Origin of the sequence: Corynebacterium sp. KPL2838 (assembly GCF_040225455.1) — a bacterium.
GTDB lineage: Bacteria > Actinomycetota > Actinomycetes > Mycobacteriales > Mycobacteriaceae > Corynebacterium > Corynebacterium rhinophilum.
The window spans coordinates 1-26691 of sequence record NZ_JBEHFT010000005.1 but is presented as its reverse complement, the minus strand read 5'-3'; the positions used below and the strand labels follow the sequence as shown (position 1 = coordinate 26691).

The window sequence follows — 26691 nt, the reverse complement described above, 5'->3', positions numbered from 1 at the left end:
GCCTCCATCCGTAAGCTCGGCACCGATGAACACGTAACCAATCAATTACAGCTTTAAAATTATTCGAGGCATCCGCCTTTTAATACTGGACAAATGGCAAATCGAGTAACTTTAGGCAATGTCGCTAAGGCGGCGGGGCCAAGTCCGATAGATGGGTGAATTCGCCACACCCTTTGCTACGCAAAAGGATGGATGGTCTGGCCCGCTTTCGGTTCCACGGAAATTACGCCCGAGCGACCAATCTACAATCAAGAACTCGGGCCCGACCCCCGGAAAGTGGACACGTCGGGCGTCGGGCCCTTCATCTCCTTATGCGGGTTAGGTTCCCACACACAAACCATTAGACACTCTCCTCATTCATAAGGGGCCCACCGTCAGTTACAGATACACCACGCTACTGTACGCAACCCACAAACGGCTACACCACTACACGGGACTTGACCCATTTAATGCGCGAAAACCAGCGGTATGCGCCACAAAAAGCGTTTAACTTTTGCCGATATGGGAATAAAGTTTAGTAGTCCTTGGGGTGCCTAAGCCGCATGCCCGCCGGACCGAGCGCGAGAAAGAATGCCGCCTCCAACATTGCATGCGATTCCTAATAAAATTGCAAATAGCGCAGCAAGCAAAAGCCCCGTGGATGAAGGAAGCAAAAGACCCCCTACTGCAGAACCAACAGCTGAGCCCAGATAGTTTGCAGATGCATTCGCAGCGACTGCAGTCGCACCTTCATCAGGGTTCGCACTGAGCATGGTATTTTGTTGCGGCGCCATAGAAGCCCAGCCCAAAAGCCCCCATGCAAATAGGCACACCGCTGCCACCACATGACTCGAAGGGAAGAGCAGTAATAACGCGAAATCAGCCGCAAGTAAAGCAATGATTATTAACGTTAACGTGCGAGAACTGTCTACCTTATCGAGCACCCGCCCGATTCCAAATGCGCCCACTGCGCCACCGATACCCCATATCCACATGCCCGCAATGGTGTCTACCTGCACACGACCGAGCACGACAGAAATATAGGTGTACAAACCTAACGACCCCACTCCCACAAAGAAAGTAACTAGGACCGTAAGCAAATTATTTACTCGGCCGATGACTCGGACTCGCTGTCTCAGCGAGGAAGAAGACACAGCCGGTACGGCACTCGGATTGCGCAACGCTATACCTACCATCGCCACTATGCCAACTAGCGAAACCAACCCAATAGTAGCCCGCCAGCCTAACTGCTCAGCGACACCCAATCCCACCGGCACACCCACGACAGTTCCCACCGCCAATCCAGCTAGAACCAATGACAGTGCGCGCCCGCGACGCTCTGCTGCGACAGACACACCCGCAACCGCTGAGGACAACGGCGAATAGACTCCCGCCGCCACACCAGCAATTAGCCGCGAGACGATAAAAACTCCCACCGTAGGTGATACGGCAGTCATAATATTCGCCAGAGAAAATACAGCGATTGCGCCCAGCAGGGCGCTACGCGGATTCTTGCCCGCTTTACCCGATAACAGCGGACCAGATACAGCGTACGCACCGGTAAAAGCGGTGACGCCCAAGCCAACCATGCTGCCGTTCGTGCCCAAGTCTTCCGCAATCTGCGGCAGCAAGCCAGCAATAACATATGCATCTAAGCCGAGGGCCACGCTACCTATGACAAACGGCCACAGCTGCTTAAGCATTGTCAATCACCGCATCAAGCAAGCCCGGAAAACGTTCATTCAAGTCTTGGCTCCGCAAAGAAATCAAACAGGTTCGACCCTTACTTCTTGTCCACGTCACTCCCGCTTCGCGGAGCTGTCGAGTGTGATACGTCAGGGTAGATCTCGGGAGGTCATCGGCAAGCCTCAAGCTATCGTGCTCTTGGCCGTCCGCCATGCGCTTAACCATTTCCAACCGGATGGGATCGCTTACTGCGGCCAGAACACGGACGAATTCTAGTTCTTCGATGGCTGGATGCTCATACTTTCGCGGGCTCACTCTTACTCCAATCGTGCAAGAAATCCTGAACAATTAGCAAGGCTAAGCGGCCTGCGATAATCGTGCAAGTTTTCTTGCATAAACGAAGGCCCGCCGACTGCGCATCGGCGGGCCCTCTCCCCATGACTAATCTCTGGCACTTAGCGGCAAGGAGTGGAGCGCCCTACGCCGTAAGCACCGCCCGTGATTAGGCAAGCCTAAGTTTACAAAGATTATGGCGTGAGGTCAAGGGCTTTCTCCATAAATTTCTTCAACTTTTCTAAAGAGGCCATTTACCTGCATTAACGCGTATGATTGGAAGGCATGGCTGTCGAATCTCTTGCAGAGTTGAAAAGCATTATTTCTGAACAACTCCTCAAATTCGGGCGCGTGAACGAGGAAGATGCACCCGAAGAAAAAGATTCGCCACGCCTTGGCATCGCCTCCCCGGCCGCGGCCAGTGCTTTGCAGGATGACGTCGCCGACGAGATCGTTGACCGCCTCAAGGCCGAAAAGGACAAGACCAGTCCTGGCGATTCCGCCCTCGACGCCGATGCCGCACGGACCCTCCCCCTCGGCGCGCGCACTAAGCCGCGCGGCGTTTTCGAAGACGATTGGAGTGCCCGCCCGAGCGACACTCGCCCCTGGCCGGTCATCCTGGTGCACGGCACCTGCGATACCAAGGGCGTCTGGCAAATCATGGGCAATATCTTGCGCCAGGACGGCTGGGCGGTCTTTGCCCCTGACTACGGCCACCGCGCCACGCAGACCATCCCGGAATCGGCGCAGCAGCTCGGCGCCTATATCGATACCGTGCTTGCCGTCACCGGGGCAGAAAAGGCCATCTTGATAGGCCACTCCCAGGGCGGCCTGCTCGCGCGGTACTGGATGCGCATGGACGGCGGCGCCGAAAAGGTCATCCATCTCATCTGCATCAGTGCGCCGAATCATGGGACGACCCACGGGGGCATCGCCAGTCGCCTCATCCGCACCCAACGCCAAGAGGCGGTGATCCGCTCCATTATCGATGGCTGGTTTGGTCCCGCCGGCATGGACCAGGTGGTGGGCAGCGAGGTGCTTCGCGATGTCAACCGCGATGGCGACCTCGAATCCGGCGTGAGCTATACCTGCATCGCCACGCGTTCCGATGCCGTCGTTGTCCCGCCCGAAACCTGCTTCCTCGACCCAGAGGGCGCTCCTGAGGGGGCGGTGCGCAATATCTATATCCAAGATTTCGACCGCCATGCCGTGGTCATGCACGAAGATATGCCCATGGATAGGCGCGTACACGCCATCGTGCGCACGCTGCTCAGGATGGTGGAGCACACGCCGCGTTAATTAAATCTCCAGCTCATCGAGCAAGGCATCAAAAGCCGGGCCCACCTGCGTGCGCCACAGCGTATCCACCTTCTTATCCCCGCGGCCCGGCCCGCCGTTGATGACGGCCACGCGCTTGCCCTGCTTCTTCGCCTCAAGCACGAAGCGGTATCCGCTCATCACCGCCAGCGAAGAACCGGCCACCAGCAGCGAATTAGCCTCGTTCAATAGCGCAAAGGCCGCATCCCGCCGCGTGGCTGGCACGGGCTCGCCAAAATACACCACGTCTGGCTTGAGCAGCTCCGATCCGCAGCGCTCGCAGCCAGCCATCCGGAACGCCGCAACGTCTTTCTCATCCAGTGTCACGTCACCATCCGGGTTAACTTGGTCCCTTTCCACCACTAGGCGCTCCAGGTACCCCGGGTTCGCGGCCGCTAGGCGCGCATCGAAGTGCCCACGATCCTCATGGTGCCCACACAGCAGGCACACCACGGTTTCCATATCACCGTGCAGCGTCACCAGTCTCTCCGTACCCGCACGTTTATGCAGGCCATCCACGTTTTGGGTGACCACTCCATTAACCAGCCCGGCGCGCTCCAACTCCACGAGCGCATAATGCGTGCGATTCGGCGCCGCGGAATCCATCACGCGCCAGCCCACGAAGCTACGCGCCCAATACCTATGGCTAGCGGCCGGATCATGGCGAAATTCCTGATACGTCATTGGCCGGTGCCTACTCAGCGAGCCCCGCGGACCGCGATAATCCGGCACCCCCGATTCCGTCGATACCCCCGCCCCAGTGAGCACCATGACCGGCCCGTTACGCAGCTGCTTGGCGATGTCCCCCAAAGCCTTCCCCACCTCCGTGTGCGGCGCCGTCTCCTCCACGACGCGCGCAATCGATCTCAGCGCGGACTGATGAGCATGGGCTACAGCGGGATCCATACCCACCAATCTAATCAAGCGCCTTCAAGTACTGCTCAACGGGGACTACCTGCGCACCATTCGCTTCGAAGGAATGCTGGCCGCGGTATAGCACTGTGCGGTTTGCGGGTTTGATCTCCAGCTCTTCACCTACAGTCGCGAGATGACGTGTGTATTTGGAATGATAGGTCTGCGATGCCTTGATTTCATAAGCCTTAGGATCGCCGCCCGTAAAATCCAATAGGTCGATTTCTCTTTTAGAACTATCCCGATAGAACCGTAGATCCGGCTTGCGACCAGAGTGAATATGCGTTTTCATGGTTTCTGCTACCACCATATTTTCACACACTGCACCTGACTGTGGATGCACAGAAAGTTCTTCTGGTGAAGAAATACCAAGAAGGTGGCACAACAGACCAGTATCATAGAAATACAACTTCGCGGTCTTAGTAAGCACCTTCCGAGGACTGGAATGGTGGCTGGGTAAAGAAAATATGATGAAACTAGACTCCAGAATTGAGACCCAATTTTTTACCGTCTGGAAAGAAACATCAATCTCATTTGCGATTGCGGAATAGTTGATTAAGTTTCCAGCTTGCAGCGCACAGACCTTAATGAATCGCCAAAAGCTATCACTATTCCGAACATTGAGTAACCCACTCACATCCCGTTGGAGATAAGTCTGCACGTAGTTTTCAAAATAGATTTCCGGAGGAATTTGAGCCTGGTACAAGCGCGGATATCCTCCACGAACCATAAATTCATCAACGGTCAGATCAGCTGATATAGAGCGAGCTTCCATGAGGCCGAAGGGCAACAGATGACTGATCCCAACGCGGCCCGCCAGCGATTGCGTTATAGATTCCATAAGCAAGAAATTTTGCGATCCGGATAAGATATATTGCCCAGGGCTTCCCACTTCATCCGAACGAAGTTGGACAACGGAAAACAGATCCGGTGCATATTGAGCCTCATCTATAATCAACGGTCCACGTTGGCTCGAAAGGAAACCCACAGGATCTTCTTGTGCCACCCTTCGGATACTTGGATCCTCAAGATTGAGGTATGACAAGTCCGGAAACATTTCTCTCAGAAGGGTCGACTTCCCAGACTGCCGCGGCCCCGTCACGCTAACAACTGGAAACCATTTCATTAACTGCGCTATAGATCCACTGAGCTGCCGAGGAACAAACATATATTTACCAAATTTCGCAAGTAGGACGCACCAAATCTCTAAAGTAGAGAGTACCAAATCTCTAAAGTAGAGAGTACCAAATCTCTAAAGTAGGACGCACCAAAATTCGCAAGTAGGATTACCTACCCGCAGTTCACGGCTGTTTTTCAATAGAAAAAGGAGCCGCCTGCCATGCGGCAGCGGCTCCTTATCTTGGTAGTGCTAACTCTCTGGTAGCTGCTCTACGTATAACCACTCAGAATCTAGCTCCCCGTGGCGCGAGCACTTTGTGTGCCAGCCATCGGGGCGCACCTGGGCCACCATGCGGCGGCCACAGATCTGGCAGTAGCGCGGCACGTCGAGGCCGGCGGCTGCAGCGGGGTGCAGCGTGAAGACCTCTTCGATCGGCTTGCCGGTATTAGGGTGGAAAATTGGCTCGTCCCCAGCCAGGACGGCGGTTGCCAACTCAGAGTTCGGCTCGGACATTACAGAGCCTTGATCGGGAGATCGATGCGGCCCAGCATGTCCACATCCTTTTCGATTTCCTGACCCAAAGTGGTCAAGTAGTTGCCGGCAATGATGGCGTTGATGCCGCCGAGCAAACCGCGCTCGGTGCCGTCATCGCCAAGCGAAAGCTCGCGGCCACCAGCGAAGCGGAGGGTGGTGGAGGGCATCGCCAAGCGGAATGCAGCAACGGCGCGCAGGCCCTCACCCAGCGGAACCAGCGGGCGGTCAGCGAATGGGGTGCCCGGGCGAGGGTCAAGGAAGTTCATCGGAACTTCGCACGGATCGATTTCTGCCAGCTGGGCTGCGAACTCGGCGCGCTGCTCCAGGGACTCGCCCATGCCGATGATGCCGCCACAGCAGACTTCCATGCCTACCTCGCGCACGTAGTCCAGGGTCTTCTTGCGCTCTTCCCAGGTGTGGGTGGTGACCACGTTGGGGAAGTAGGAGCGGGAGGTCTCCAGGTTGTGGTTGTAGCGCTGTGCGCCCATGTCCTTCAGGCGCTGTGCCTGCTCGCGGGTCAGGGTACCCAGGGAGCAGGAAATCTCGATGTCAACGGCATCATTGATGGCGGCGATAGCCTCGCCCACCTGGTCCAGCAGGCGGTCATCCGGGGACTTCACCGCAGCAACGATGCAGAATTCGGTAGCGCCGGTCTTGGCGGTCTTCTGTGCCGCCTCCACCAGCTCAGGGATGTTCAGGCGCACTGCGCGCACTGGGGACTCAAAGAGGCCGGACTGGGAGCAGAAGTGGCAATCCTCTGGGCAACCACCGGTCTTGATGGAGATGATGCCTTCCACCGATACGTCCGGACCGCACCACTCCAGGCGGGTCTGGTGGGCGATATCAGCAATTTCTTCCAGCTGGGAATCTGGAACCTGCAGTACTTGTAGTAGTTCTTCCTGGTTAAGGCCTTTGCCTTGCTCCAGAGCTTTCTCACGGGCGATGTCGATGATGCTCATGCAGTGAACCCTACTTGAACGCCGTTCAACTTTGGCCAAAATCACAAAATTTTTTTCGCGGGATTACCCTAAGGGGCATGACGCTTTACGATGACACCCTCGAACTCCTCCAAGAACTCATCCGCAATGCCTGCGTAAACGACCTCACCCCGGATTCCGGGTTTGAAGTGCGCAATGCCGATTCTTTGGAAAGTTTCTTCGCCGGAGAAGACGTCCAGATTGAGCGCTTTGAATCCCACCCGGGGCGCGTGTCCATCGTGGTGACCGTTCCCGGTGATCCCGCCAAGGAGCCCCTCACCCTTATGGGGCATACCGATGTCGTGCCCGTCGATGAACCCAAGTGGACCAAGCCGCCCTTCGAGGCGCTTATTGAAGACGGCAAGCTTTATGGCCGCGGTTCCGTGGACATGCTCTTTATCACCGCCACCATGGCCGCCGTAACCCGCGAGGTTGCCCGCGCTGGCAATTCCGGCGGAACCCTCGCCTTCGTGGGCATGGCCGATGAAGAGGCCCGCGGCGGCTTAGGCGTGCGCTGGATGGCAGAAAACCATCCCGATGCCTTTTCCTGGAAGAACTGCCTCTCCGAAACCGGCGGTAGCCACCTGCCCGGCGCGGTGGGCTTCAACGTGGGCGAAAAGGGCGCCGGTCAGCGCCGCCTGCACGTCACCGGCGATGCCGGACACGGCTCAACGCCCTACGGCAAGGACTTTGCCATCGTAAAGATCGGCGAGGTCGCCCGCCGCATCGCCGAGGCCGAGCCACCAACAGCCTCCAATGAAATCTGGGAAGGCTTCGTCCGTACCTTTAAGTTCGACCCAGAGACCGAAAAAGAGCTTATCGATGGCACCGGTGACTACACCAAGTTCGGCAACCTCGATGCCTACGCCCACGCCTTTAGCCACACCACCATCGCTGAGACCGTCCTGCGTGCCGGCGGAGCCATCAACGTGCTGCCTTCTCACGCCTACCTAGAGATGGACATCCGTCCCTTCCCCGGACAAACCCAAGAGGACCTGGACGATTTCCTCCGCAGCGCGCTTGGCGATCTTGCCGATGAGGTAGAAATCGAACACCTCATTACCGAAAACGCCACCCAGTCCTCCACCGATACCGAGCTCTGGCGCACCATTGAGGCCACCGCCAAAGAGTTCTTCCCCAATAAAGACGTCGTCCCCGTCCACGCCACCGGTGGCTCCGACCTCCGCTTCGCTCGCCGCAAGGGCGGCAACGCCTACGGTTTCGCGATGCATGCCGAGGGCCGCGATATGGCCAGCGCCAACTCGCAATTACACAGCCACGATGAGCACCTCTACCTCGAGGACCTCGACCTCACCGTGCGCGCCTACCACAGCCTGGTCAACCGCTTCTTGGGCCTGAACCAGTAACACTGCTCCCGTTTTACGCGGCGACCTGAAAGTAGATCCCGGCATGCCCACTGCATCCGGGATTAAACATATGCCCACACTGCGGGCATGCCGCGACAGTAGAATACAGCCGGTAATCCATCTCGAGGCCGCAGGAACCGCAGAGGGCAGCGGGGGCATCGACAAGCATGGGCCCAAACTCATGATCCGTCAGCTCCGCATGGCACAGCGCGCACGCAAAGTACTCGCCGCAGGTCGCGCACTTATTGGCCACCACGTCGAGCGGGGAATGCCAATGCTTGCACCGGCCCTCCGCATCAATCGCGCCGCGAATCTTCATGGTTCTGCCACTCCTTCTTCTTCGCCTCCGACTTCTTTGCATTGCGCACCGCCATCACCCCAAAGGCAATGGCAATAACTATAGGCATCCACACCCTGCTGTAATCCATAAGGAAAACCACCCATTCCGGAGGTACAAAGTGCACCGCAAACTGCGGCGCGGGCAAGGTAATCTGCGGTGGCTCCGGCAGGTTCGGCAAATTTGGCAGCGGTAGGTAAATCTCTGGGAAATCTACATCTGGCAGCTCCCAATCCGGCAGCAAGCGCGAGAGGATGCGGCTAATAATAGGAGCCAAAACAATCATCGCGATGGCCCACCCGGACTTCCCCAGCCCACCGAGCAGTGGATACAGCACGCGCTTGAAGGGGCTTTCTTCCATTGCCTGGCGCCGCTTTTCGCCCAAGGAACCCGCCGGCGGATCAAAGGCCACGGCCTCCTCCCCATCGCGGTAGTAGACATCCTGTATCTCCCCAAAGGGCGTGGCTTGGATATCTACATAAGGCTTAGTCAGCGGCGCACTATTCTCACTGAATGAGAGATCGTTTTCCAGATTCTTCTGCAATGAATAACGGCCGCCACGCGGCTTGTCGTGCCGGCTGCGAACTTCGCCGTTGACCACCATCTGCATGCGGGGTGCAGGATTCTTGCGCCAGAGCTGGATGCGGCGGATAAAGGGGGCATCGCCAAGCACCGGCGTAAATTCCTTCGGCTCCTTGGGCCATTCGCCCTGCTCAGCGAACTCGGCATCGTAGCCGCGCTCAACCTCGAGCAGGCCAGCCTCAGGGTGATCCAACCGCCAGATTTCCATCAGCGCTTCCTCAACTTGGCGCCCAATTTGCTAGCACCCAACGCCAAAAGGACCACTACCGGCAGGTAAATCCATGTCCCCTCGTTGAAGTACATCTCTATGGCCGCGAAATAGGCGATGCCCGCAACCCAGAAGATGGTCCATGAGTAGCGGAATGTGGTGGCATCGATAAGAGCAATAAGCACGGTAAGCCCACCCATGATGCCGAGCAATACCGTGCCAGAAACCGCCTGGTAAATCGCCGGCGGGAGCACCAAGAAGACAGCGATCATCGCCAAGGGCGCCCACCACTGCCACCACGCGCGGCCGGGTTCTTCCTGCGTTTCCTGCTCCTGGCTCATACCTTCCTCAAGCTAGCACATAATTTGCTTTTAAGCTGGTTATCCTGACCGAAGAATATGCAGTTCTACCTGCGAAAACACGTTAAAACAGGCAAATGTCCGGCGGGTGTTCTATAGTGTTTTTCGTACAGATGTTCACACAACAAATTTAGGTTTTAAGCGCCATGGAAGATCCCTACTTTTCCACGACCAACACCAAAGACCCCACTACACGCTTAGCTTTTGAAATGCGGAAGACTGAATACGAGTTCTGGACTGAACAGATCCCCGATCTCGATTCTGATTTCGAATTAGTCACCCAATCCCTCTACCGCACCACCGGAGTTAATGAAGGGCGAATCGGCCATATCCTGATGGCCCTGTACCGCCTGGAAGAGCTCCCACAGCTAAAAGAGCTGCAACACGAGCTCTATCACTTAGATTTAGACCGCCTCATTGCCATCAATAAATCCCTTAACCGCCTGGGCAACCCGACCCCGGAGGTAGTCGCGCGCATCGATGAGCAGCTCACCGCCTACCTCACTCCCACCCGCGCCAACCAGTCCATGCGGACGCAAGCGCAGATTAAAAGAAAGATCAATGAGCTCATCAACCTCGAAGATGACACCCTTGCGGTCAAAAAGGGACCGACCCAGCCGCGCTACACCATGGAAAATTGGGGAAACAATACCGCGGCGATGACGCTGAGCGCGGAGCCTTCGGTGATGGCGTGCGTAGATAAGTGCATCAAGGAGACTGCGCTCAAGCTGGATTGCTCGCTTGCCGATGCCGCCATTTCCCTCCTCACCGGCAATACCGAAGCGCCCCAGGTCATCCTGAATGCCTACAAGGCAACCGATGTCCCCAACTCCCCCGCATTCATTGAATCCGTTGGGTGGCTCGACCCAGCGCGCTCCAACGCGCTACCCTACTCCAAGATCCGGGAAATGAACCCGGATAAAGAGGTAAAGGGATACGTAACCCCGCCGGATATGGCAGCCTACCTCGAAGGATTCGACGGCACCTGCCGCTACCCAGGCTGCAACCGCCCTGCCACGGTGTGCCAGAAGGATCACCGCATCAACCACGCGGATGGCGGGCCGACGACTCCCGCAAACCTTGCCTGCCTGTGCCAGCACCACCACAACATAAAGACCGATGGCCGCGTCTTCTACGTCATGGACCCACACACCCGGGACATTATTTGGCTCTTCGAAGACGGCACCTGGACCGTCACCGAGCCTTCCGGCCCACTGGCAGAAAAGAATAAGAATTGGGTGCAAACTTTTGCACAAACCATGACCGCCCACCGCGCGCGAGCCTACGAGGAGGCCCACCAAGCACAGGAAGAAGCAAAAACCACCCCTAGGGAGGAGGATTAAAAACGCCCACTGCCATACATTGGCTGGCATGATGCAAAACTTATTCACGCTCAACGAGCTGGTTATTTCCCAGACCAAGTCCCTCCTCAAGGATCGATTCATGATTTCTGATGTCAACGGGACCCCAGTGGGCACCATTGTGCAATCCACCAGCCTTAAGGAGATGGTGTTTAAACCCTCCCGGAGCTTGGAGGTCGCGCTCACGGATGCCGAAGGCAACCCCCAACAAACAGTCATGACGATTTCGGATCCGCCGAATCTTCTGCGGGATACCTACGAGGTGCACCTGCCGGGAATTGAACAGCCCATGGCCGTTATCACCAAGCGTTTCTCCATGTTCAAAACCAAGATGGAACTAACGATGGAGGGCTTTGCCGATGTCGAAGTACACGGCGATTTCTGGGACTGGAATCTCACCATCACCTCCCAGGATCGCCAGCTTGCCGATGTCTCCAATAAATGGACCGGCATGGGCAACTACTTCATGGGTAAAAACACGTATCTCCTGCGCATCGTGCCAGGCCTCAACGAGCAACAACACGCCGCCATCATTGGCGCCGTAATGAGCATGGATATGCTGCGCGCGAAGAAACAGAAAAACAGCAACTAGGTGCGCGCATGGTCATTGTTGCAAACGGTGTTTCAGGACTGGTCCTACTGTGAGCACCGAGGTTCCAATTCCGGATACGGCCAGTGCCGCGGCTGGGCCGATGGCACTTACGATTGGCGCCCCAATGATGTATCCAATAAGCATTGCAGAGCTATTTATCGATCCCATCGTAGAAAGGGCTTTGGGCTTAACCCCATCAGGTACGGTTCCAACAACGATGATTCGCAGTGCAGCCACCTGAACGGCATTGCATACTCCGCCAAGGAAGAAGCATGGAATACAGAGCCACAAGGAGGGAATTAGACCGGGTAAAGCAATAAAACACCCCATGGCGACGCCGGCTCCGGTCAGGGCCTTCTCGGCATTGTGTGCGCTGAGATGGGCTGAAAATCGTGCGCCAAAGATGCGGCCCACGATGAAAGCCTGGGCGATGATTGCATATACCGTACCGCTCGCTTGGAGGGTACTGGTCACATAGAAGACAAGCGCAATGTTGAAAATCGAGGTGCAAATGATTGCTCCCCAAATGCTGGTTAGTGCGGAGCGAGAACGTCTATTTTTCAATAAGAGAGAAGGAGCCTCGAGTACCTTTTGGAAAAAGCTCGGTGACGATTCCTTTGGTCTTAGCTGAGCTGAATTGTCCTGGGACGTGGATTTGTAGAGGATAAAAAAGACAAGTAACGAAACCGCCACGGCGCAAGCTTCAACAAAGAGTGCAGTCTGCACGTTTCTTTGGTCAAGAAGTAATCCTCCCAGCAGTGGCCCAAGGAATCCGCCGCCAAGGCGCGCGGTATCCAAGAGGGAGAAGGCTTTCGCTTGCCGGCCTTCACTGACTTGGGAGTCAACGATAGTGAAAATGGCTGGAATCGACAGTCCGCTTAAGCATGCGGTGACGAGGTTTCCAAAAATGAGGATCAACGGCTCTGGAAAGGCTGTCATTGCTAATAGGCCCAGCAGATCCAATAAGAGAACAGAAATTGCTATTCGATAGCTGCTGAATTGGTCTGGGCTGGATTAAATAGACCATGTGGTTTGATCGTGTCTTCCGTGACAGCCCCTTGTTGGGCAGGAAGACTGATAATCATGAAGAAGTTTTCAAAACACACTCCTGAGCAGATCGTGGCCAAACTTGATAAAGCCCGATCCATGAAGGCCTCGGGTAGTACCTTAGCCGAAGTCTGCCGCGACCTCGGTGTTAGCGAGGCAACCTACCGTCGCTGGGTCAAGCAGTACGGCGAGATGTCCCGCAGTAAACCCCGCCGCTTTAAAGAACTGCAGGAAGAAAACGCCAAGCTTACCCGCCTACTCGGAGAAGCCGAGTTGGAAAAAGCGCTACTAAAGGAGCTTGCGGAGGGAAAATTCTGACCCCGGCACGCAAATATGAAGCCATTGATTACGCTGTATCCGTGGGCTATTCGGTGCGCTTTGCCTGTCGCGTGGTCGGGGTATCTAGAGCGGCGTACTACAACGCCCGCACACGCCACCAGCAGCCCAGCGTGGATAAGTACGCTGCTCTACGCAGGTGGCTCGTCACTTTCGCTGGTGAGCACCGACGCTGGGGCTATCGCCGTGCTTGGGTGAAAGCCCGGCAGGCTGGTTTTACCTGTGGCCGTGATGTGGTGCGCCGGCTGTGGCGCCAGGAGGGTTTGCGGGCTTGTGCTTGCAAAGCTGGTAAGCAACGGTGCTTGCCTGTGCCAACGCCGCGTACGCAGCCAGCGACATGTCCGGGGCACGTGTGGGCACTGGACTTCCAGTTCGATAGCGACTACCAGGGCAAAGCCTTTTAAGATCCGCAACGTGATCAACGAGTTTACCCGTGAGCATGTTGGTTTCGAGGTCGCTCGGTCAATTACTGCTACTGCGGTGATTGACCTGCTGGAGAACGTGAGCTGCTGTGCGTGGCAGACCTCGGGTGTTACGTATGGATAACGGCCCGGAGTTCATCAGCCGTGAGCTGGCTAGTTGGGCTGCTAAGCAAGACACTGTCGAGGCGTTCATCCCACCGGGAATGCCATGGCATAACGGGTTTGTGGAGTCCTTCCACAACCGGCTACGCGACGAGCTGTGAGAGGACGAGATGTTCGACGACCCCGCCCATGCGTCGCGTTGCCTGCGACTGTGGTCGAAGCGCTATAATACCTATCATCCTCATTCGAGCCTAGGGTTTATCCCGCCGACTGAGTACGCCAACCAATGGCACCACACCCAGGAAGGCACTCAAACCGCCCGGTCTTAAAAACCAGCCCGGCCCATGGACAACCCGCACGGGGCCAGTGTGGCTATCCACAGAAATCCACCTTGTTTGCAGTGTTCGATAGCGTTTAGGCGGGCATGTCGGTCTTTGCGGTCATTGATACCGAAACCACCGGCTTTAACAAGCGCTACGACCGCATCATTGAACTTGCTGCCGTGCGCGCTGACGCATACTTCAATCCCGTCGACTCCTGGCACACATTGCTCAACCCTGACACCAAAGCCGTGTCCACTACTCGGGGGACACCCCGCCCACCTCGGCACTCAACCCTGCTGTGGGGGTTACTCGTAGCGAAGCGAGCTGAGCATCCCGGTTTCCATGTGATAGGCGTTATGGCAGTGAAATGCCCACTCACCGGGGTTGTCAGCGATCAGGTCGGCGATCATGGTTTCACCGTGGCGGAGAAGGACGGTGTCCTTGCGTAGTCCGCCGCTGCCGGGCAGCGCCCACGTGTGGCCGTGGATGTGCATGGGATGGGGCATCATGGTTCTGTTGCGCATGACCATCCGCAGGCGCTGGCCCTCCTGCACGGTCGCGGAGGAGGATTGGCCGTCGGTGAGAATGCTCCATTCATACGGCATCATCTGCCCGCCCAGGTCGATACTGACTTCTCGGTCTGGTGTGTCCTCGGGCAGGAGTGCACGGTCTGCTGGCTTCAGGGAGGACAGAAGCAGTCCGGTGGACGACAACTCGGGGAAGTCGACATCGGGGTGGGGGGCCTGGCCGCCGGCGGTGCGGATGACGGCGAAGGCGCGGTCGTCCTTACCCACCGCCAAAGCCGTGAGCGGGAAGATGCCGTCGCCGAGGATGACCTCGACGTCGACACGCTCGCCCATCGACAGGTAGATCGATTCGGTCTCCCGAGGCTGGACGGGGAAGCCGTCGGTGTGGGTGACGGTCATGCGGTGACCACCGAGGGCCACCTTGAAGATGGTGTCACCGCCGGAGTTGATAAACCGCAGGCGGGCCTTGTCGCCCGGGCGAGCCTCGAAGGTCCGGTGAGCACGGGGGATACGTCCGTTGATGAGGTAGTGCGGATACATCACATCGCCGGCATCCCCGCCCAGTACCCGGTCCGGGGTGCCGTGCATCATCTGGCCGTGACCTCCCATTCCCTTCTTCCCGTTATGGTCGCCTGAACCCATTCCGGTGAGCTTGTCGAGCTCATCGTCGGGAGTGCCCTGAATGCCATCGACCCAGTCGTCGAGCACGATGGTCCACTCGACGTCCTGGTCCTCAGCGTCTTGCGGGTCACGGACGATCAGTGGGGCGTGGAGGCCGCGATCAAGCTGCAGGCCGGAGTGGGAATGGTAGAAGTAGGTGCCACTGTGGGGGACTTCAAAAACATAGGAGAAAGACTCGCCAGGTTCAATGGGGTCCTGGGTCATGCCGGGCACACCGTCGGCTGCGTTGTGGAGTGCGATACCATGCCAGTGGATGGAGGTGCTCTCAGGAAGTTCATTGGTGATATCGACCTGGAGGACGTCGCCGGCGGTGGCCTCAATGGCCGCATCCCCGGTGTCAGAGACGTATCCCCACGTCTTGGCTTCGATGCCGCCGATATCCAGAGAGAGGGGCCGGGCGGTCAGTGTCCGGCGCACCGTCGGCTCACCGAGCGCAGTGGGGGTGGGAGTGGGGCGAAGAGAGGAACCTGGTGCCGAGGCAGCGGGTCCAGGGTCGCTGGTGCAGGCGGCCACGGCCCCGGTGCCGGCGAGGACGAGCCCGCCGAGCAGAAACTGTCGTCGGGAAAATCCGTTCATCATGATTTAACCTTCCTTGGTGTTAGATTTCAGTGACACGGGAGACAGGCGCAGGTGAGGACCCTGCTGAGCCATCACGTCAGGTGCAGGTCTGTGACACAGGTGGCACCATCGTCGGCGGTGGAAAACTCCGCGGTGCCGGTACGCCCCTGGTAGCTGACCTCAATCAGGCCGGTGGCATCATCGGGAAGCCAGAAGCCAATAAACCCGTTGTCGAAGGTGGTTGTCGCCTCGTCCACCAGCACCTCACCGGTCGCCTCATCGGTGATCGTGATCTGGATATCCTCATTGTCGAGTTCCCCCAGGCAGGTCGTGAGGCTGTGGTAGAAGCAGTCGTGGGTGGAGGTGAGATAGGGCGCGATCGAGACATACGTCTGATTGTCGGGAAGATCGACCACGACTTCCTGTTCATCGCTCGAGAGCAGCAGTTCATCGGCACGCACTGAAGCGATCAGATCCGTGGGACGCTCAGTGACCTTCTGCCGGTCGAGGTGATCAATGATCTCCACCGCGTCCATGGCGGCCAGGCCATGGGTAGTCAGGAATGTATCCCGGGACACCGTCCCGTCGGCGGTGGGTTCCGGGTCGGCGGCCGAACACCCCGTGAGGGCGAGGGCAAGGGCGGCGGCTGCGATCGCTGCTCGTTTCACGTCAATCTCCTTGGATCGTGGTAAGACCGTGAGAAGACACCGCCTCAAGGTCGATGTCATACCTTTATCTAGCACGGGTGCCTGACGGACTAGAAATCAAAAGCCCTGCTCACAGCCTTATAACAGGGCGAAAAGGGGGTGGATTCGGTGGGCTGGGTCACCACCGGGACACCACCCCACAGCCGTGGGCGATGTCCTTCTACCCGCCCCGGGTATGCGGTGCAGGCAGTGAAATCCCTGGTGGCGCCTGCTGAACCGACCAGGGGAGGCGATGCCACCGGCCCGGGGTGGGGCACAAGGGTGACGGCAGTCGAAGGGTGATGTTTGAAGATTTGATGAAGATTGCCCCGCCGGGCACTGAGCGAGGGTGGTATTCCCCCCTGACCGGAGCAATACTGGGGCCTATGGCTGACCGCACACCGACCACCGCCACGCCCCCGGGGCGGGTGCTGGTCGTCGATGATGAACAACCCCTGGCTCAGATGGTGGCCTCCTACCTCATCAGGGCCGGCTTCGATACCCGCCAGGCTCACACCGGCACCCAGGCCGTGGACGAGGCTCGTCGCTTTTCCCCTGATGTTGTGGTGCTGGATCTGGGGCTGCCCGAACTCGACGGCCTGGAGGTGTGCCGACGGATCCGCACCTTCTCGGACTGCTACATCCTCATGCTCACCGCGCGTGGCAGCGAGGACGACAAGATCAGCGGTTTGACCTTGGGGGCGGATGACTACATCACCAAACCTTTTAGCATCCGGGAACTGGTGACCCGGGTGTATGCGGTGCTGCGCCGCCCGCGCACCAGCACCACCCCACCGCAGGTGACCACCCCCTTGATCGTTGGTGACCTCATCCTTGACCCCGTCGCCCATCAGGTGCGGGTGGGGGAGACGACCGTGGAGCTCACCCGCACGGAGTTCGAGCTGCTGGTTGCCCTGGCCCTGCGCCCCGGCCAGGTGCTGACCCGCCACGACCTGGTCACCGAGGTCTGGGACACCACCTGGGTCGGTGATGAACGCATCGTCGATGTCCACATCGGCAACTTGCGTCGCAAGCTCGGCACCGACACCCAGGGCCGGGGGTTTATCGACACCGTGCGTGGCGTGGGCTACCGGGTGGAGCAGCCATGAATCACGGACCCGGCCTGACCTTCCGCTTCCTGGCCGCCCAGGTGTTGGTCGTGGTGATTAGCCTGCTGGTGGCCGCGGCCGTGGCCACGATGGTGGGTCCGACCCTGTTCCATGATCATATGTTGATGACCGGCCGGGAGGACCCCTCGCTGGAGCTGTTCCATGCCGAGCAGGCCTACCGGGGCGCCAACCTGATCACCCTGGCCGTCGCCCTGCCCACCGCCTTGATCAGCGCCCTGCTTGCCAGCCTGTGGTTATCGCGTCGTCTGCGCACCCCCCTGCAGGATCTCACCCGCGCCGCTACCAGCCTGACGGCCGGCAACTCCCGTATCCGCGTGCCCGCCGGAAAAGCAGGCCCCGAGGTCACCACCCTGGCGCATGCCTTCAACACCATGGCCGATCGGCTGGAACACACCGAACAGGTCCGCCGCCAGATGCTCTCTGATCTGGCCCACGAAATGGGCACCCCCTTATCGGTGCTTACGGTCTACCTCGATGGTCTCCAGGACGGGGTCGTGGACTGGAATAATGCCACCCACACGATCATGGCTGACCAACTCACCCGCCTGACCCGGTTGATGGAAGACATTGACGATGTCTCCCGGGCCCAGGAACACCGGATCGATTTGGACCTGGCGGAGGAAGGGCTCGGGGATCTGCTCCATACCGCCGCTGCTGCCGCGGGGGAGGCTTATGCTGACAAAGGCGTCGATTTACAGGTCGAGACCATTACGGACACCGCCCGGGTGCTCGTGGACCGGCAACGCTTCGGCCAGGTGATGAGCAATCTCCTTTCGAACGCGCTACGACACACCCCGGCCGGCGGGCAGGTCCGGATCAGCGTCCACCGACAGGGGGCGTCCACCGCACTCATCCACGTCGCCGATGACGGCGAGGGCATCCCGCCTGACCAGCTCAGATACATCTTCGAACGCTTCTACCGGGGGGATGCCGCCCGCAGCCGGGACGACGGCGGGGCCGGTATCGGTCTGACCATCTCCAAGGCATTGATCGAGGCCCACGGCGGCACTCTCACCGCCACCTCCCCCGGACCCGGTCGCGGAGCGGTGTTTGCCCTCCGCCTCCCGCTGTCCCCTCCCGACAGTGAGGAGGCTGCTCGGTGACCACACCCTGCCCCGCGTGAGATCCGCGCCCTCCACCCATTGAAAATATACCCCTGGGGGGTATATGCTAGAGAGTGGCATCGCCGCATCCCACCGACTCGTAGGAGCTTTCCCATGATCACCTCCCCGCCCCGCCTCTTGCCGATGGCCTCCCACGGCTGCAGCTGTTGCGGACCTGCCTCACGTGCCGACACCGCCTCCATCCCTGCCGCCAGCGACTCGTCAGCAGGAGGGTCCTCCCCTAGCTACCAGGTCACCGGCCTGACCTGCGGGCACTGCGCGAAAAGCGTGACCCAGGCCCTTCAGGCCCTCCCCCAGGTCGACGACGTCCAGATTGATCTCGCTGCTGGTGGAGTTTCCACCGTCACGGTCACCGGTGTCGTACCTCCGGAGATGGTTCGCCGGGCCATCGAGGAGGCTGGCTACACCGTCTTATCCTGATCAGTTTTACCCATCATCTCGACCCCGACCGGGTTGAGCGAAAGGAACGTCATGAGCACTCCCCACCATTCGGGTGATCACCATGGTGATCACCCCGCTCCGGAAACAGACCACACCCACCACCCGGATCATGCCAGCCAAGAACACCACGCAGATGCCGACACCCACGGCCAGGCAATGCCCCACGATCACCCGCATTCCGCCCCGGACGAAGACCACCACGTTCATGGTCACAGCGAACACGCCGGACACAGCACCGCAATGTTTCGGGACCGCTTCTGGTGGTCGCTGATTTTGTCCATTCCCGTCGTTATTTTCAGCCCCATGGTCGCCCACCTGCTTGGCTACCACCTCCCGGCATTCCCCGGATCCACCTGGATCCCCCCGGTGCTGGGCACGATCATCTTCGTCTACGGCGGAACGCCTTTCCTCAAGGGCGGATGGAAAGAACTGAAATCTCGCCAACCCGGGATGATGCTCCTGATCGCCATGGCCATCACCGTGGCGTTTGTCGCCTCCTGGGTCACCACTCTGGGGCTGGGTGGTTTTGACCTGGACTTCTGGTGGGAGCTGGCCCTGCTGGTGACCATCATGCTGCTGGGCCACTGGCTGGAGATGCGCGCTCTCGGGGCCGCGTCCTCCGCGCTTGACGCGCTGGCTGCCCTGCTGCCGGATGAGGCCGAGAAAGTCATCGACGGGACCACCCACACCGTGACCATCTCCGAGCTGGTCGTCGACGACGTCGTGCTGGTGAGGGCCGGTGCCCGGGTGCCGGCCGACGGAACCATCCTCGACGGAGCCGCCGAATTCGATGAGGCGATGCTCACCGGCGAATCCCGTCCCGTCTTCCGCGACACCGGTGACAAGGTGGTCGCCGGTACCGTGGCCACCGACAACACCGTCCGCATCCGGGTGGAGGCTACCGGTGGGGACACCGCCCTGGCCGGGATCCAACGCATGGTTGCCGACGCCCAGGAGTCCTCCTCCCGGGCCCAGGCCCTGGCAGATCGGGCGGCGGCGTTGTTGTTCTGGTTCGCGCTGATCTCCGCTCTGATCACCGCGGTGGTGTGGACCATCATCGGCAGCCCGGACGATGCCGTGGTGCGCACGGTCACGGTGCTGGTCATCGCCTGCCCGCATGCCCTGGGCCTGGCGATTCCGCTGGTCATTGCGATCTCCAGCGAGCGGGCCGCGAAATCCGGGGTGCTCATCAAGGACCGGATGGCGCTCGAGCGGATGCGCACCATCGACGTGGTGCTCTTCGACAAAACCGGCACCCTGACCGAGGGTGCGCACGCGGTCACCGGTGTCGCGGCAGCTGTCGGCGTCACCGAGGGCGAGCTGCTGGCCCTGGCCGCCGCTGCGGAGGCCGACAGCGAGCACCCCGTGGCCCGCGCCATCGTGGCGGCCGCGGCCGCCCATCCCGAGGCCTCCCGTCGGCAAATCCGTGCAACTGGTTTCAACGCCGCCTCCGGCCGGGGATCCGGGCCACTGTCGATGGCGCTGAGATCCTCGTGGGCGGGCCGAACATGCTGCGCGAGTTCAACCTCACCACCCCGGCCGAGCTCACCGACACCACCAGCGCCTGGACCGGGCGTGGGGCCGGTGTGCTCCATATTGTCCGCGACGGTCAGATCATCGGTGCGGTGGCCGTCGAGGACAAGATCCGCCCCGAATCCCGCGCCGCTGTGAAAGCCCTGCAGGAACGCGGGGTGAAGGTCGCGATGATCATCGGCGACGCCCAGCAGGTGGCTCACGCCGTCGGTCAGGACTTAGGCATTGATGAAGTCTTCGCCGAGGTCCTGCCTCAGGACAAAGACACCAAGGTCACGCAGCTGCAGGACCGGGGTTTGAGCGTGGCCATGGTCGGTGACGGTGTCAATGACGCCCCCGCTCTGACCCGCGCGGAGGTCGGTATCGCCATCGGTGCCGGCACGGATGTGGCCATGGAATCTGCCGGGGTGGTCCTAGCCAGTGATGACCCGCGGGCAGTGCTGTCGATGATTGAGCTGTCCCAGGCCAGCTACCGCAAGATGATCCAGAACCTGATCTGGGCCTCTGGCTACAACATCCTCGCCGTGCCGCTGGCCGCCGGAGTGCTCGCCTCGATCGGGTTCGTGCTGTCCCCGGCCGTGGGCGCGATCTTGATGTCTGCCTCGACCATCGTGGTGGCCCTGAACGCCCAGCTGTTGCGCCGCATTGATCTGGAGCCGGCTCACCTGGCTCCGACCGACGGGAAGGAGGAACACAGTGGGTCGATATCCCCCGTAACCGTTACTGACTGACCTTGTCTCTCGACCCCTAACTCACACCACCTTTGAAAGGAACGCTCATGAAACGCAGCATTACCCTCGCCGCCTTGGTACTGACCTCCACCCTGGCGCTGACCGCCTGCAGCGACGCCACCGACAACTCCGACGATGCCGACACCACCAGCACCACGACGGCAACCGCAGAGACCAACGAGACCCACCAGGAAGACACCACCACTGCCGACGAAGAGCACGGCGGGCACGACCACCCTGCCGACGGCGAGGCACCGCCGGCAGGCATTGAAGAGGCCGAGGATCCCACGTACCCGGTGGGCACCGAGGTCATCCTCACCGCTGACCACATGCCCGGCATGGACGGGGCCACCGCCACCATTTCCGGGGCGTTTGACACCACGACCTATTCGGTCAGCTACACCCCCGCCGAGGGTGGAGCCCCGGTTACCGACCACCGCTGGGTCGTCCATGAGGAGCTCGTCGATCCGGGTCAGGCCCCCCTGCCCGACGGGGCGAGCGTTGTCCTGGATGCCGAGCACATGTCCGGCATGAAGGGTGCTGAGGCCACCATCGATTACTCCACCGAGGAGACGGTCTACATGGTTGATCTCACCGTCGACGGGATGACGATGACCAACCACAAGTGGGTCACCGAGAGCGAGATCCAACCCGCCTAATAGTCCACCCACCCTGAACCGCGAGACCAGACAAGGCACCCGCTCCAGAGTCGGTCATCAATCGCTGCCGACCATGCCGCAGCACACCAGCCACACACGGAACCTGCACGCCCAAGAGATACGCACACATGCCGCCGGGGCTACAGAAGTAATGACTGTAGCCACGTATAAGCGACCGACGTCCTGACCGACGGAAGAGTCGAAGAATCTAATTTTCCTCGTATACGTGCCTTTTTATCGCTGTTTTCAGCGACAAGAGGCACGGCGCTCCCTCTGAGCCATCCCTCAGGAAGGGGCTCAAGACGTTACCTAGACAGTTACGGTAGATTCGTTGAATCTACTTAAGTGGTCGGTGGCGTCGTGAGCACCGCTAGTGTCTACAAACATAATCGTATTGATGCGTCGAGCGAGAGCTTGTCGCCGAGACACTGAGGCCCACGAGTAGAAAGACCAAGGCTCTTCGTTAGAGACTAGTACGACTTGGGAGTAGGCGGCGACGCGGTCAGCGTAGCGGTCGGGGAGCATCGTAGGCCAGATATCGAGGACATTGAGGAGCATGCTAAGCCGCATTTCTCCGTCGAACTCGTCCAGGATTAGCGTCTCTTGTCCGCAGTAGGAATCGAAGGGGTGCTGGTAGTCGGTTACCCGGTAATAGCTTGTGCCTCCCATCTCTACAGCGAGACTGGTTTTCCCTGTTCCGGGCGGTCCGTAGAGCCAGATGACCTCTATTTGGCGGGGTTTAGTGTGGCGGGAGCGGTCTCGCGCAGCGACGAGTTTTTCTACCATTGCGGTCATGCAATTGGATTCGGGGACTTGAAGGAGAACCTCGTCGGCAGAAAGCCCTTTTTCAAGTACTGCTTCACGAACTACCTCGACATCCTTGCGACGCCCCTTTTCGTCACTGTGTCGTATCGTCCCGTGCTCTAACCTTGGTTCATCAATGATGCGGGTTTCTTTTTTGGTGACATAGTTAATGGCCTGTTGTATTGGACCACTGCGAGGCTCCAAGTGAGCGGTTGGGAGTTTTCTTTTGAGCGTGGAAAACCTAATAGGGGATTGTCCGCCGTCGATAATTAGCTGCCAGTGGCGGTATCCGTCTTCTTCGCCTTCTTCGAGCTGGCCTAGGTAGTTGTATGAGTCTAGTGCTTCTTCTATCTCCTTTCGAGTCATTTTCTCTGCTGATATTGTGACCATCCATGACCGGGACTGCGTAGTCTTGCTACAACGTTTGCTACGCATGTGCTTCACCTGAATACCCTTTCTGAGCTGGGTTGATACATGCTACAGAGGTGCCGGGGTAACACTACACCGGCACCTTCCTGCTGCCGCGGCGGCATTCGCCGCCTTGCCACTGAGAAATAACCTTTGATGCGCTGTTTCTAGGTAGTGGCCGGCGCCCTATCGGACGCCTTGTTCTGGGCGTTTTCTTTCGCGGCGCCGCGTCCTGCGCCGGCGTCCTCCCGCTGGGAGATCCGGCTCCGGCCGCTCTGCCGCTACCGAAGACACCCAGAACGGGTCTTATCTAGGCTCTAGGCATGTAGACCTGGATCATGCGCAGAGGCCTTTTTTCATCGTCGACAACAAGCTGCCCCGGGTGCGCTGAAACCGGGCTAGGATCCCCCTCGCCTGGGCGTATACCAAGTACCAACTCAGAATCTTCCGGGCGAGTCACCCGGCCAATCGCTTTCACACCACATAGGTCCCGGATTCCCGTTGGGACCACATCGGCAGTCATACGCTGCGTCGTTAGTATGACCAGTACGCCAGCGCTTCGTCCTCGTTGGACAAGATCACGTATAAGGGCCTCGCGCTCTGCTGCAGCTTCCTTGTCCGCCTTACTCCGAGACGCAGGGCTAAACCATTGCTGTACTTCGTCGAGGATTAGGACGAGGAGTTGCGGGCAGCTTTCCTCTGTCCAATAGTCCATACCACTGCTGAGGCGTTCTTCCATACAGCTTTGAATCTTGCGCGCCTTGCTGTAGAAATCCTCTGGTCTGGTTCGTTTTCCGTCGAAGACAACAATATCTGCGTAGGGGTGTAGGGCATGTCTGATTGTTTTAAGAGCAACGGTTTTACCGCTACCGGGTTTTCCGGCCATGAGCATTCCCGATTTTTCGCGAATTGAGATCTCAGCTGGGGCTCCAGTAACCGTGTCTACACCGATTACCAGGCCGCCAGAGTTCGGGGAAAATTTCGGTCTTCCTTGAATAGAAGAAGGAAGATTCACCGGAGTTTTTACTGTTACTAGACCTTCTCTCACTGTGAGACGAATAGGAGTATGCAGGAAACGCGATAACTCAGCTTCGAGCCCTGGCCGTAGCCATCTAGACGTCTCTCCTGGGGCGATGCGTATCGATCCGTTTCTTCTGACTTGATTGATGGTCAGGTCGAAAGCTTCTTCTAGTGTTTTGCGTGATGCTTGAACGTGCCGTGCAGCAGAATTTTCCTTATACCAAGCTCTTCTCCACAGCCACGGTGCTAGAGCCTGCAGCACAATAATGGTGATAATAAGCGCGATGGCCCAGGGGAGGAGGTCTAGGAATTTTTCTTGGAGGCCCTCTACGAACGTGTTCAAAGGCTCGAGAAAGTCTTCACCGCTAGAGGATCTCACCGCTAGCCTCCTCCACGCGCTCTACGCCTGTGGCCTGCAGGAATACGTTTCCGTCTACTGCGCCGACCATAAGGCCCTGGAAGACTACGACATCATCAGGTGCTACCGCTGGTCGTTCTGGCGACCATACGGTGACTCGGGAGGGCTTCACTTCGCGCTCTACGGCCCCATCGCGGTCAGTGTGCTCGCTCATGACCAGTGTGATCTCCAGGGACCATGCCAGGCAACCTGGGAGAAATCGATTTGATTGCGGAACACCGTTCTTCTCTCGCGGAGCATCTGGGGCAGTCCGCACGCGTACGCCTGTCGCTAGCTGATGGACTGGAACAAGGTATGGTGGTGTCATGGGCATAGTAATATGTCCTTTCTTCCCCACGTCAGTGGGGGTGTCAGTCCCTCCCGGTCTATGCTTGCAGGCTGAACCGGGAGGGCATTTTTCGTTTGCGCTCTCGACCCTACGCAGGTTTCAGCCCTTCCCGCAAGAGTCGGTGTTGACATCATTCCACGCGGATGGTATGGCACGCCATACCGCGTGACGTATCGGTTTACGTATTCCACACCTGTGCAAATACCTATTTGCCAGCACATATGTATCCAGATCTGGTGGATACTGCATTCCCTTAGGGGTGGATTCGCCCTCAACGGACATGATTACTGTTGCTATGGAGTGCCCTAGTACGGGGGTGGGGGGGAGAACAAGACTATAGGGATATTTGGAAGCGGTATTTTTACCGCTTTCCCAGAAACGTAACCGCGCTAATTGCCCCGACTGCAGATGACTCTTGTCCGATAACGGGTGTTATGTTCGCTTTCGCTATTTCCCCAGCATGCAGCTACACACCACGCCCTACATCCCCGCACACCCTGCCGCACCACCTGGTGCACCACCACAGTGCACCACATACAACCGCGTGGTGCGCCTAGTGCACCGCACTACACCACTACCATTGCACGCATGGACGACCACCTCGACCAACTACTCACCATCGCCGAAGCAGCCAAACTCACCGGCGTCGCCAAATCCACCATCACCCGCGCCAGAACCCGCGGAGAATTCCCCCGAGCCCAGCAAAAACAAGACACCTGGTACATCCCCATCGGCGACCTCATCAACAGCGGAAGACTCGACACCATCACACACAAAACCCCCGAAGAACCCACCAGTGCAACCAGTACACAAAACCACCAAAATCTAGTGCACGCACTAGAACTAGAAAAACAACGCGCACACTACGCCGAACAACAACTGCACCAAGCCCAACAACTCATCCAAGCCAAACAAGACACCATCGACGCCCTCAAAACAACCATCCACACACTAGAAAACACCCCACACAAACAACTCACCACCACCCCACACCAAGAAAACCCCACCCAAGAAAAGTGAACTGGCCCCCGAAAGTTGGACTGGTTTAATTCTAGGCGATGAGGGGTTCAAGGGTCTGATTCCGATATTGCATCGGGGTCAGGCCCTTGAGTCGTTGTTGGATGCGTTCGGTGTTGTACCACTGGATGTACTCGTCGATCGCTTGGTTGAAGTCTTCGACGGTGTCGAAGACTTCCCCGTGGTACATCTCGGTCTTTACGTGCCCGAAGAAGTTCTCCATTACTGCATTGTCGTAGCAGTTGGCTTTACGCGACATCGACTGAACACCACCGTTGTCACCGATCAGGTTACGCCAGGAGGAATGCTGGTACTGGAATCCTTGATCGGTGTGCATCATCCACCCAGGCTTCGGTGCACAGGCTGCGATCGTCTTGGACAAAGAATCGGCAGTAAACGCTGCCGTCGGCGATGTGGCCACGGTGTGAGCAACGATTGAGCGGTCGAACAAGTCCATCACCGGTGACAAATACACTTTTCGGCCTGCGACCCTGAACTCGGTGACGTCGCTGACAAAGACGGTGTTTGGCGTGTCTGGGGTGAATTTGCGGTCGAGTTTGTTGTCAGCGATGTGGCTTATAGTTCCTGCGTAGGAAACATACGGCCTGCGTTGGCGGATCTTGGCTCGAAGACCCATCTGACGCATGAGTTTGTAGGGCCTGACCCCCGGAAAGTGGACACGTCGGGGGTTAGCTATGCTGCTTTGGTCAGTGTAGCTGATGTGAGTGCTTC

At 58.5% G+C, this 26691-nt stretch carries 25 protein-coding genes and 4 pseudogenes; 14 read left to right on the top strand and 15 right to left on the bottom strand.

What is annotated here, in order from left to right:
• Window positions 1–533 precede the first annotated feature (533 nt).
• Entirely contained in the window at window positions 534–1682 is a 1149-nt protein-coding gene (locus ABRP98_RS02845) for an MFS transporter (RefSeq protein ID WP_349857374.1), read from the bottom strand.
• Between the two features lie 601 nt (window positions 1683–2283).
• On the opposite strand from ABRP98_RS02845, the gene ABRP98_RS02840 reads away from it, so the two are divergent.
• On the top strand, window positions 2284–3297 hold the full coding sequence (locus ABRP98_RS02840) for an esterase/lipase family protein (RefSeq protein ID WP_349857372.1): 1014 nt from the start codon (window positions 2284–2286) through the stop codon (window positions 3295–3297).
• Here the strand turns inward: ABRP98_RS02840 and ABRP98_RS02835 are convergent, their stop codons facing one another.
• The 4 genes from ABRP98_RS02835 to bioB all read right to left on the bottom strand — a co-directional run bounded on the left by ABRP98_RS02835 (window position 3298) and on the right by bioB (window position 6840).
• A complete protein-coding gene (locus ABRP98_RS02835) occupies window positions 3298–4221 on the bottom strand; it encodes a Sir2 family NAD-dependent protein deacetylase (protein WP_349857370.1) in 924 nt (307 codons plus the stop codon).
• A gap of 10 nt (window positions 4222–4231) precedes the next feature.
• Window positions 4232–5353, bottom strand: a complete 1122-nt coding sequence (locus ABRP98_RS02830) for an ATP-binding protein (protein ID WP_349857368.1) — start codon at window positions 5351–5353, stop codon at window positions 4232–4234.
• 243 nt (window positions 5354–5596) lie between these two features.
• A complete protein-coding gene (gene bsaP, locus ABRP98_RS02825; RefSeq protein ID WP_023024778.1) occupies window positions 5597–5860 on the bottom strand; it encodes a biotin synthase auxiliary protein BsaP in 264 nt (87 codons plus the stop codon).
• The gene (bioB, locus tag ABRP98_RS02820) at window positions 5860–6840 is read right to left on the bottom strand and encodes a biotin synthase BioB (protein WP_349857367.1); all 981 of its coding nucleotides are present in this window, start codon (window positions 6838–6840) and stop codon (window positions 5860–5862) included. The genes bsaP and bioB overlap by 1 nt, the downstream gene beginning before the upstream one ends.
• Window positions 6841–6917: 77 nt before the next feature.
• On the opposite strand from bioB, the gene ABRP98_RS02815 reads away from it, so the two are divergent.
• Entirely contained in the window at window positions 6918–8225 is a 1308-nt protein-coding gene (locus ABRP98_RS02815; RefSeq protein ID WP_349857365.1) for a M20/M25/M40 family metallo-hydrolase, read from the top strand.
• Between the two features lie 13 nt (window positions 8226–8238).
• Here ABRP98_RS02815 and ABRP98_RS02810 read toward each other — a convergent pair whose 3' ends face one another.
• The 3 genes from ABRP98_RS02810 to ABRP98_RS02800 are packed head-to-tail and all read right to left on the bottom strand — an operon-like array spanning window position 8239 to window position 9693.
• Window positions 8239–8544 (bottom strand): CHY zinc finger protein, encoded by a 306-nt coding sequence (locus ABRP98_RS02810; protein WP_349857363.1) that lies wholly within the window; start codon window positions 8542–8544, stop codon window positions 8239–8241.
• Window positions 8522–9352, bottom strand: coding sequence for a hypothetical protein (locus ABRP98_RS02805; protein WP_349857361.1), 831 nt, complete (start codon window positions 9350–9352; stop codon window positions 8522–8524). Before ABRP98_RS02805 ends, ABRP98_RS02810 begins: the two co-directional genes overlap by 23 nt.
• Entirely contained in the window at window positions 9352–9693 is a 342-nt protein-coding gene (locus ABRP98_RS02800) for a hypothetical protein (protein ID WP_005280532.1), read from the bottom strand. Before ABRP98_RS02800 ends, ABRP98_RS02805 begins: the two co-directional genes overlap by 1 nt.
• A 164-nt stretch (window positions 9694–9857) precedes the next feature.
• Between ABRP98_RS02800 and ABRP98_RS02795 the strand changes: the two genes are divergently transcribed.
• Entirely contained in the window at window positions 9858–11054 is a 1197-nt protein-coding gene (locus ABRP98_RS02795) for an HNH endonuclease signature motif containing protein (protein WP_349857359.1), read from the top strand.
• 28 nt (window positions 11055–11082) lie between these two features.
• Window positions 11083–11664: an LURP-one-related/scramblase family protein gene (locus tag ABRP98_RS02790; RefSeq protein ID WP_349857357.1), complete on the top strand. Its 582-nt coding sequence runs from the start codon at window positions 11083–11085 to the stop codon at window positions 11662–11664.
• 12 nt (window positions 11665–11676) lie between these two features.
• Here the strand turns inward: ABRP98_RS02790 and ABRP98_RS02785 are convergent.
• A pseudogene (locus ABRP98_RS02785) lies at window positions 11677–12651 on the bottom strand (MFS transporter); the annotation flags it as partial.
• Between the two features lie 96 nt (window positions 12652–12747).
• Between ABRP98_RS02785 and ABRP98_RS02780 the strand changes: the two are divergent.
• From ABRP98_RS02780 to ABRP98_RS02765, 4 genes and pseudogenes are all read left to right on the top strand, one after another.
• The gene (locus ABRP98_RS02780) at window positions 12748–13029 is read left to right on the top strand and encodes a transposase (protein ID WP_284783285.1); all 282 of its coding nucleotides are present in this window, start codon (window positions 12748–12750) and stop codon (window positions 13027–13029) included.
• 41 nt (window positions 13030–13070) lie between these two features.
• Window positions 13071–13451 carry an IS3 family transposase gene (locus ABRP98_RS02775; protein ID WP_349857353.1) on the top strand — a complete coding sequence of 127 codons (381 nt, stop codon included), beginning with the start codon at window positions 13071–13073 and terminating at the stop codon, window positions 13449–13451.
• A gap of 134 nt (window positions 13452–13585) precedes the next feature.
• Window positions 13586–13900 (top strand): annotated as a pseudogene (locus tag ABRP98_RS02770) (integrase core domain-containing protein).
• 95 nt (window positions 13901–13995) lie between these two features.
• Window positions 13996–14079: pseudogene (locus ABRP98_RS02765) on the top strand (exonuclease domain-containing protein); the annotation flags it as partial.
• Window positions 14080–14199: 120 nt separating this feature from the next.
• On the opposite strand, the gene ABRP98_RS02760 reads toward ABRP98_RS02765, so the two are convergent.
• Window positions 14200–15681: a multicopper oxidase family protein gene (locus tag ABRP98_RS02760; RefSeq protein ID WP_284770859.1), complete on the bottom strand. Its 1482-nt coding sequence runs from the start codon at window positions 15679–15681 to the stop codon at window positions 14200–14202.
• Window positions 15682–15752: 71 nt separating this feature from the next.
• Complete coding sequence (locus ABRP98_RS02755) at window positions 15753–16328, bottom strand: CueP family metal-binding protein (RefSeq protein ID WP_349857351.1); 576 nt, start codon at window positions 16326–16328, stop codon at window positions 15753–15755.
• 404 nt (window positions 16329–16732) lie between these two features.
• Between ABRP98_RS02755 and copR the strand changes: the two genes are divergently transcribed.
• The 5 genes and pseudogenes from copR to ABRP98_RS02730 all read left to right on the top strand — a co-directional run bounded on the left by copR (window position 16733) and on the right by ABRP98_RS02730 (window position 21964).
• A complete protein-coding gene (copR, locus tag ABRP98_RS02750) occupies window positions 16733–17455 on the top strand; it encodes a two-component system response regulator CopR (protein ID WP_349857349.1) in 723 nt (240 codons plus the stop codon).
• Window positions 17452–18579, top strand: coding sequence for a two-component system sensor histidine kinase CopS (gene copS / locus ABRP98_RS02745; protein ID WP_349819855.1), 1128 nt, complete (start codon window positions 17452–17454; stop codon window positions 18577–18579). The genes copR and copS overlap by 4 nt, the downstream gene beginning before the upstream one ends.
• Window positions 18580–18693: 114 nt before the next feature.
• Window positions 18694–19020, top strand: a complete 327-nt coding sequence (locus ABRP98_RS02740; protein WP_005276120.1) for a heavy-metal-associated domain-containing protein — start codon at window positions 18694–18696, stop codon at window positions 19018–19020.
• A 51-nt stretch (window positions 19021–19071) separates the two neighbouring features.
• Window positions 19072–21305 (top strand): annotated as a pseudogene (locus ABRP98_RS02735) (copper-translocating P-type ATPase).
• Between the two features lie 47 nt (window positions 21306–21352).
• Window positions 21353–21964, top strand: coding sequence for a YdhK family protein (locus tag ABRP98_RS02730; RefSeq protein ID WP_349857347.1), 612 nt, complete (start codon window positions 21353–21355; stop codon window positions 21962–21964).
• A gap of 309 nt (window positions 21965–22273) precedes the next feature.
• Here ABRP98_RS02730 and ABRP98_RS02725 read toward each other — a convergent pair whose 3' ends face one another.
• The 3 genes from ABRP98_RS02725 to ABRP98_RS02715 all read right to left on the bottom strand — a co-directional run bounded on the left by ABRP98_RS02725 (window position 22274) and on the right by ABRP98_RS02715 (window position 24768).
• A complete protein-coding gene (locus ABRP98_RS02725; protein WP_349857345.1) occupies window positions 22274–23134 on the bottom strand; it encodes a hypothetical protein in 861 nt (286 codons plus the stop codon).
• A gap of 352 nt (window positions 23135–23486) precedes the next feature.
• Entirely contained in the window at window positions 23487–24539 is a 1053-nt protein-coding gene (locus tag ABRP98_RS02720) for an AAA family ATPase (RefSeq protein ID WP_349857343.1), read from the bottom strand.
• A gap of 22 nt (window positions 24540–24561) precedes the next feature.
• Window positions 24562–24768 (bottom strand): hypothetical protein, encoded by a 207-nt coding sequence (locus tag ABRP98_RS02715; RefSeq protein ID WP_349857342.1) that lies wholly within the window; start codon window positions 24766–24768, stop codon window positions 24562–24564.
• Between the two features lie 762 nt (window positions 24769–25530).
• Between ABRP98_RS02715 and ABRP98_RS02710 the strand changes: the two genes are divergently transcribed.
• On the top strand, window positions 25531–25962 hold the full coding sequence (locus ABRP98_RS02710; protein WP_349857341.1) for a helix-turn-helix transcriptional regulator: 432 nt from the start codon (window positions 25531–25533) through the stop codon (window positions 25960–25962).
• A gap of 31 nt (window positions 25963–25993) precedes the next feature.
• Here the strand turns inward: ABRP98_RS02710 and ABRP98_RS02705 are convergent.
• On the bottom strand, window positions 25994–26691 hold a 698-nt coding region (locus ABRP98_RS02705; protein ID WP_349857339.1), incomplete at its 5' end, for an IS3 family transposase.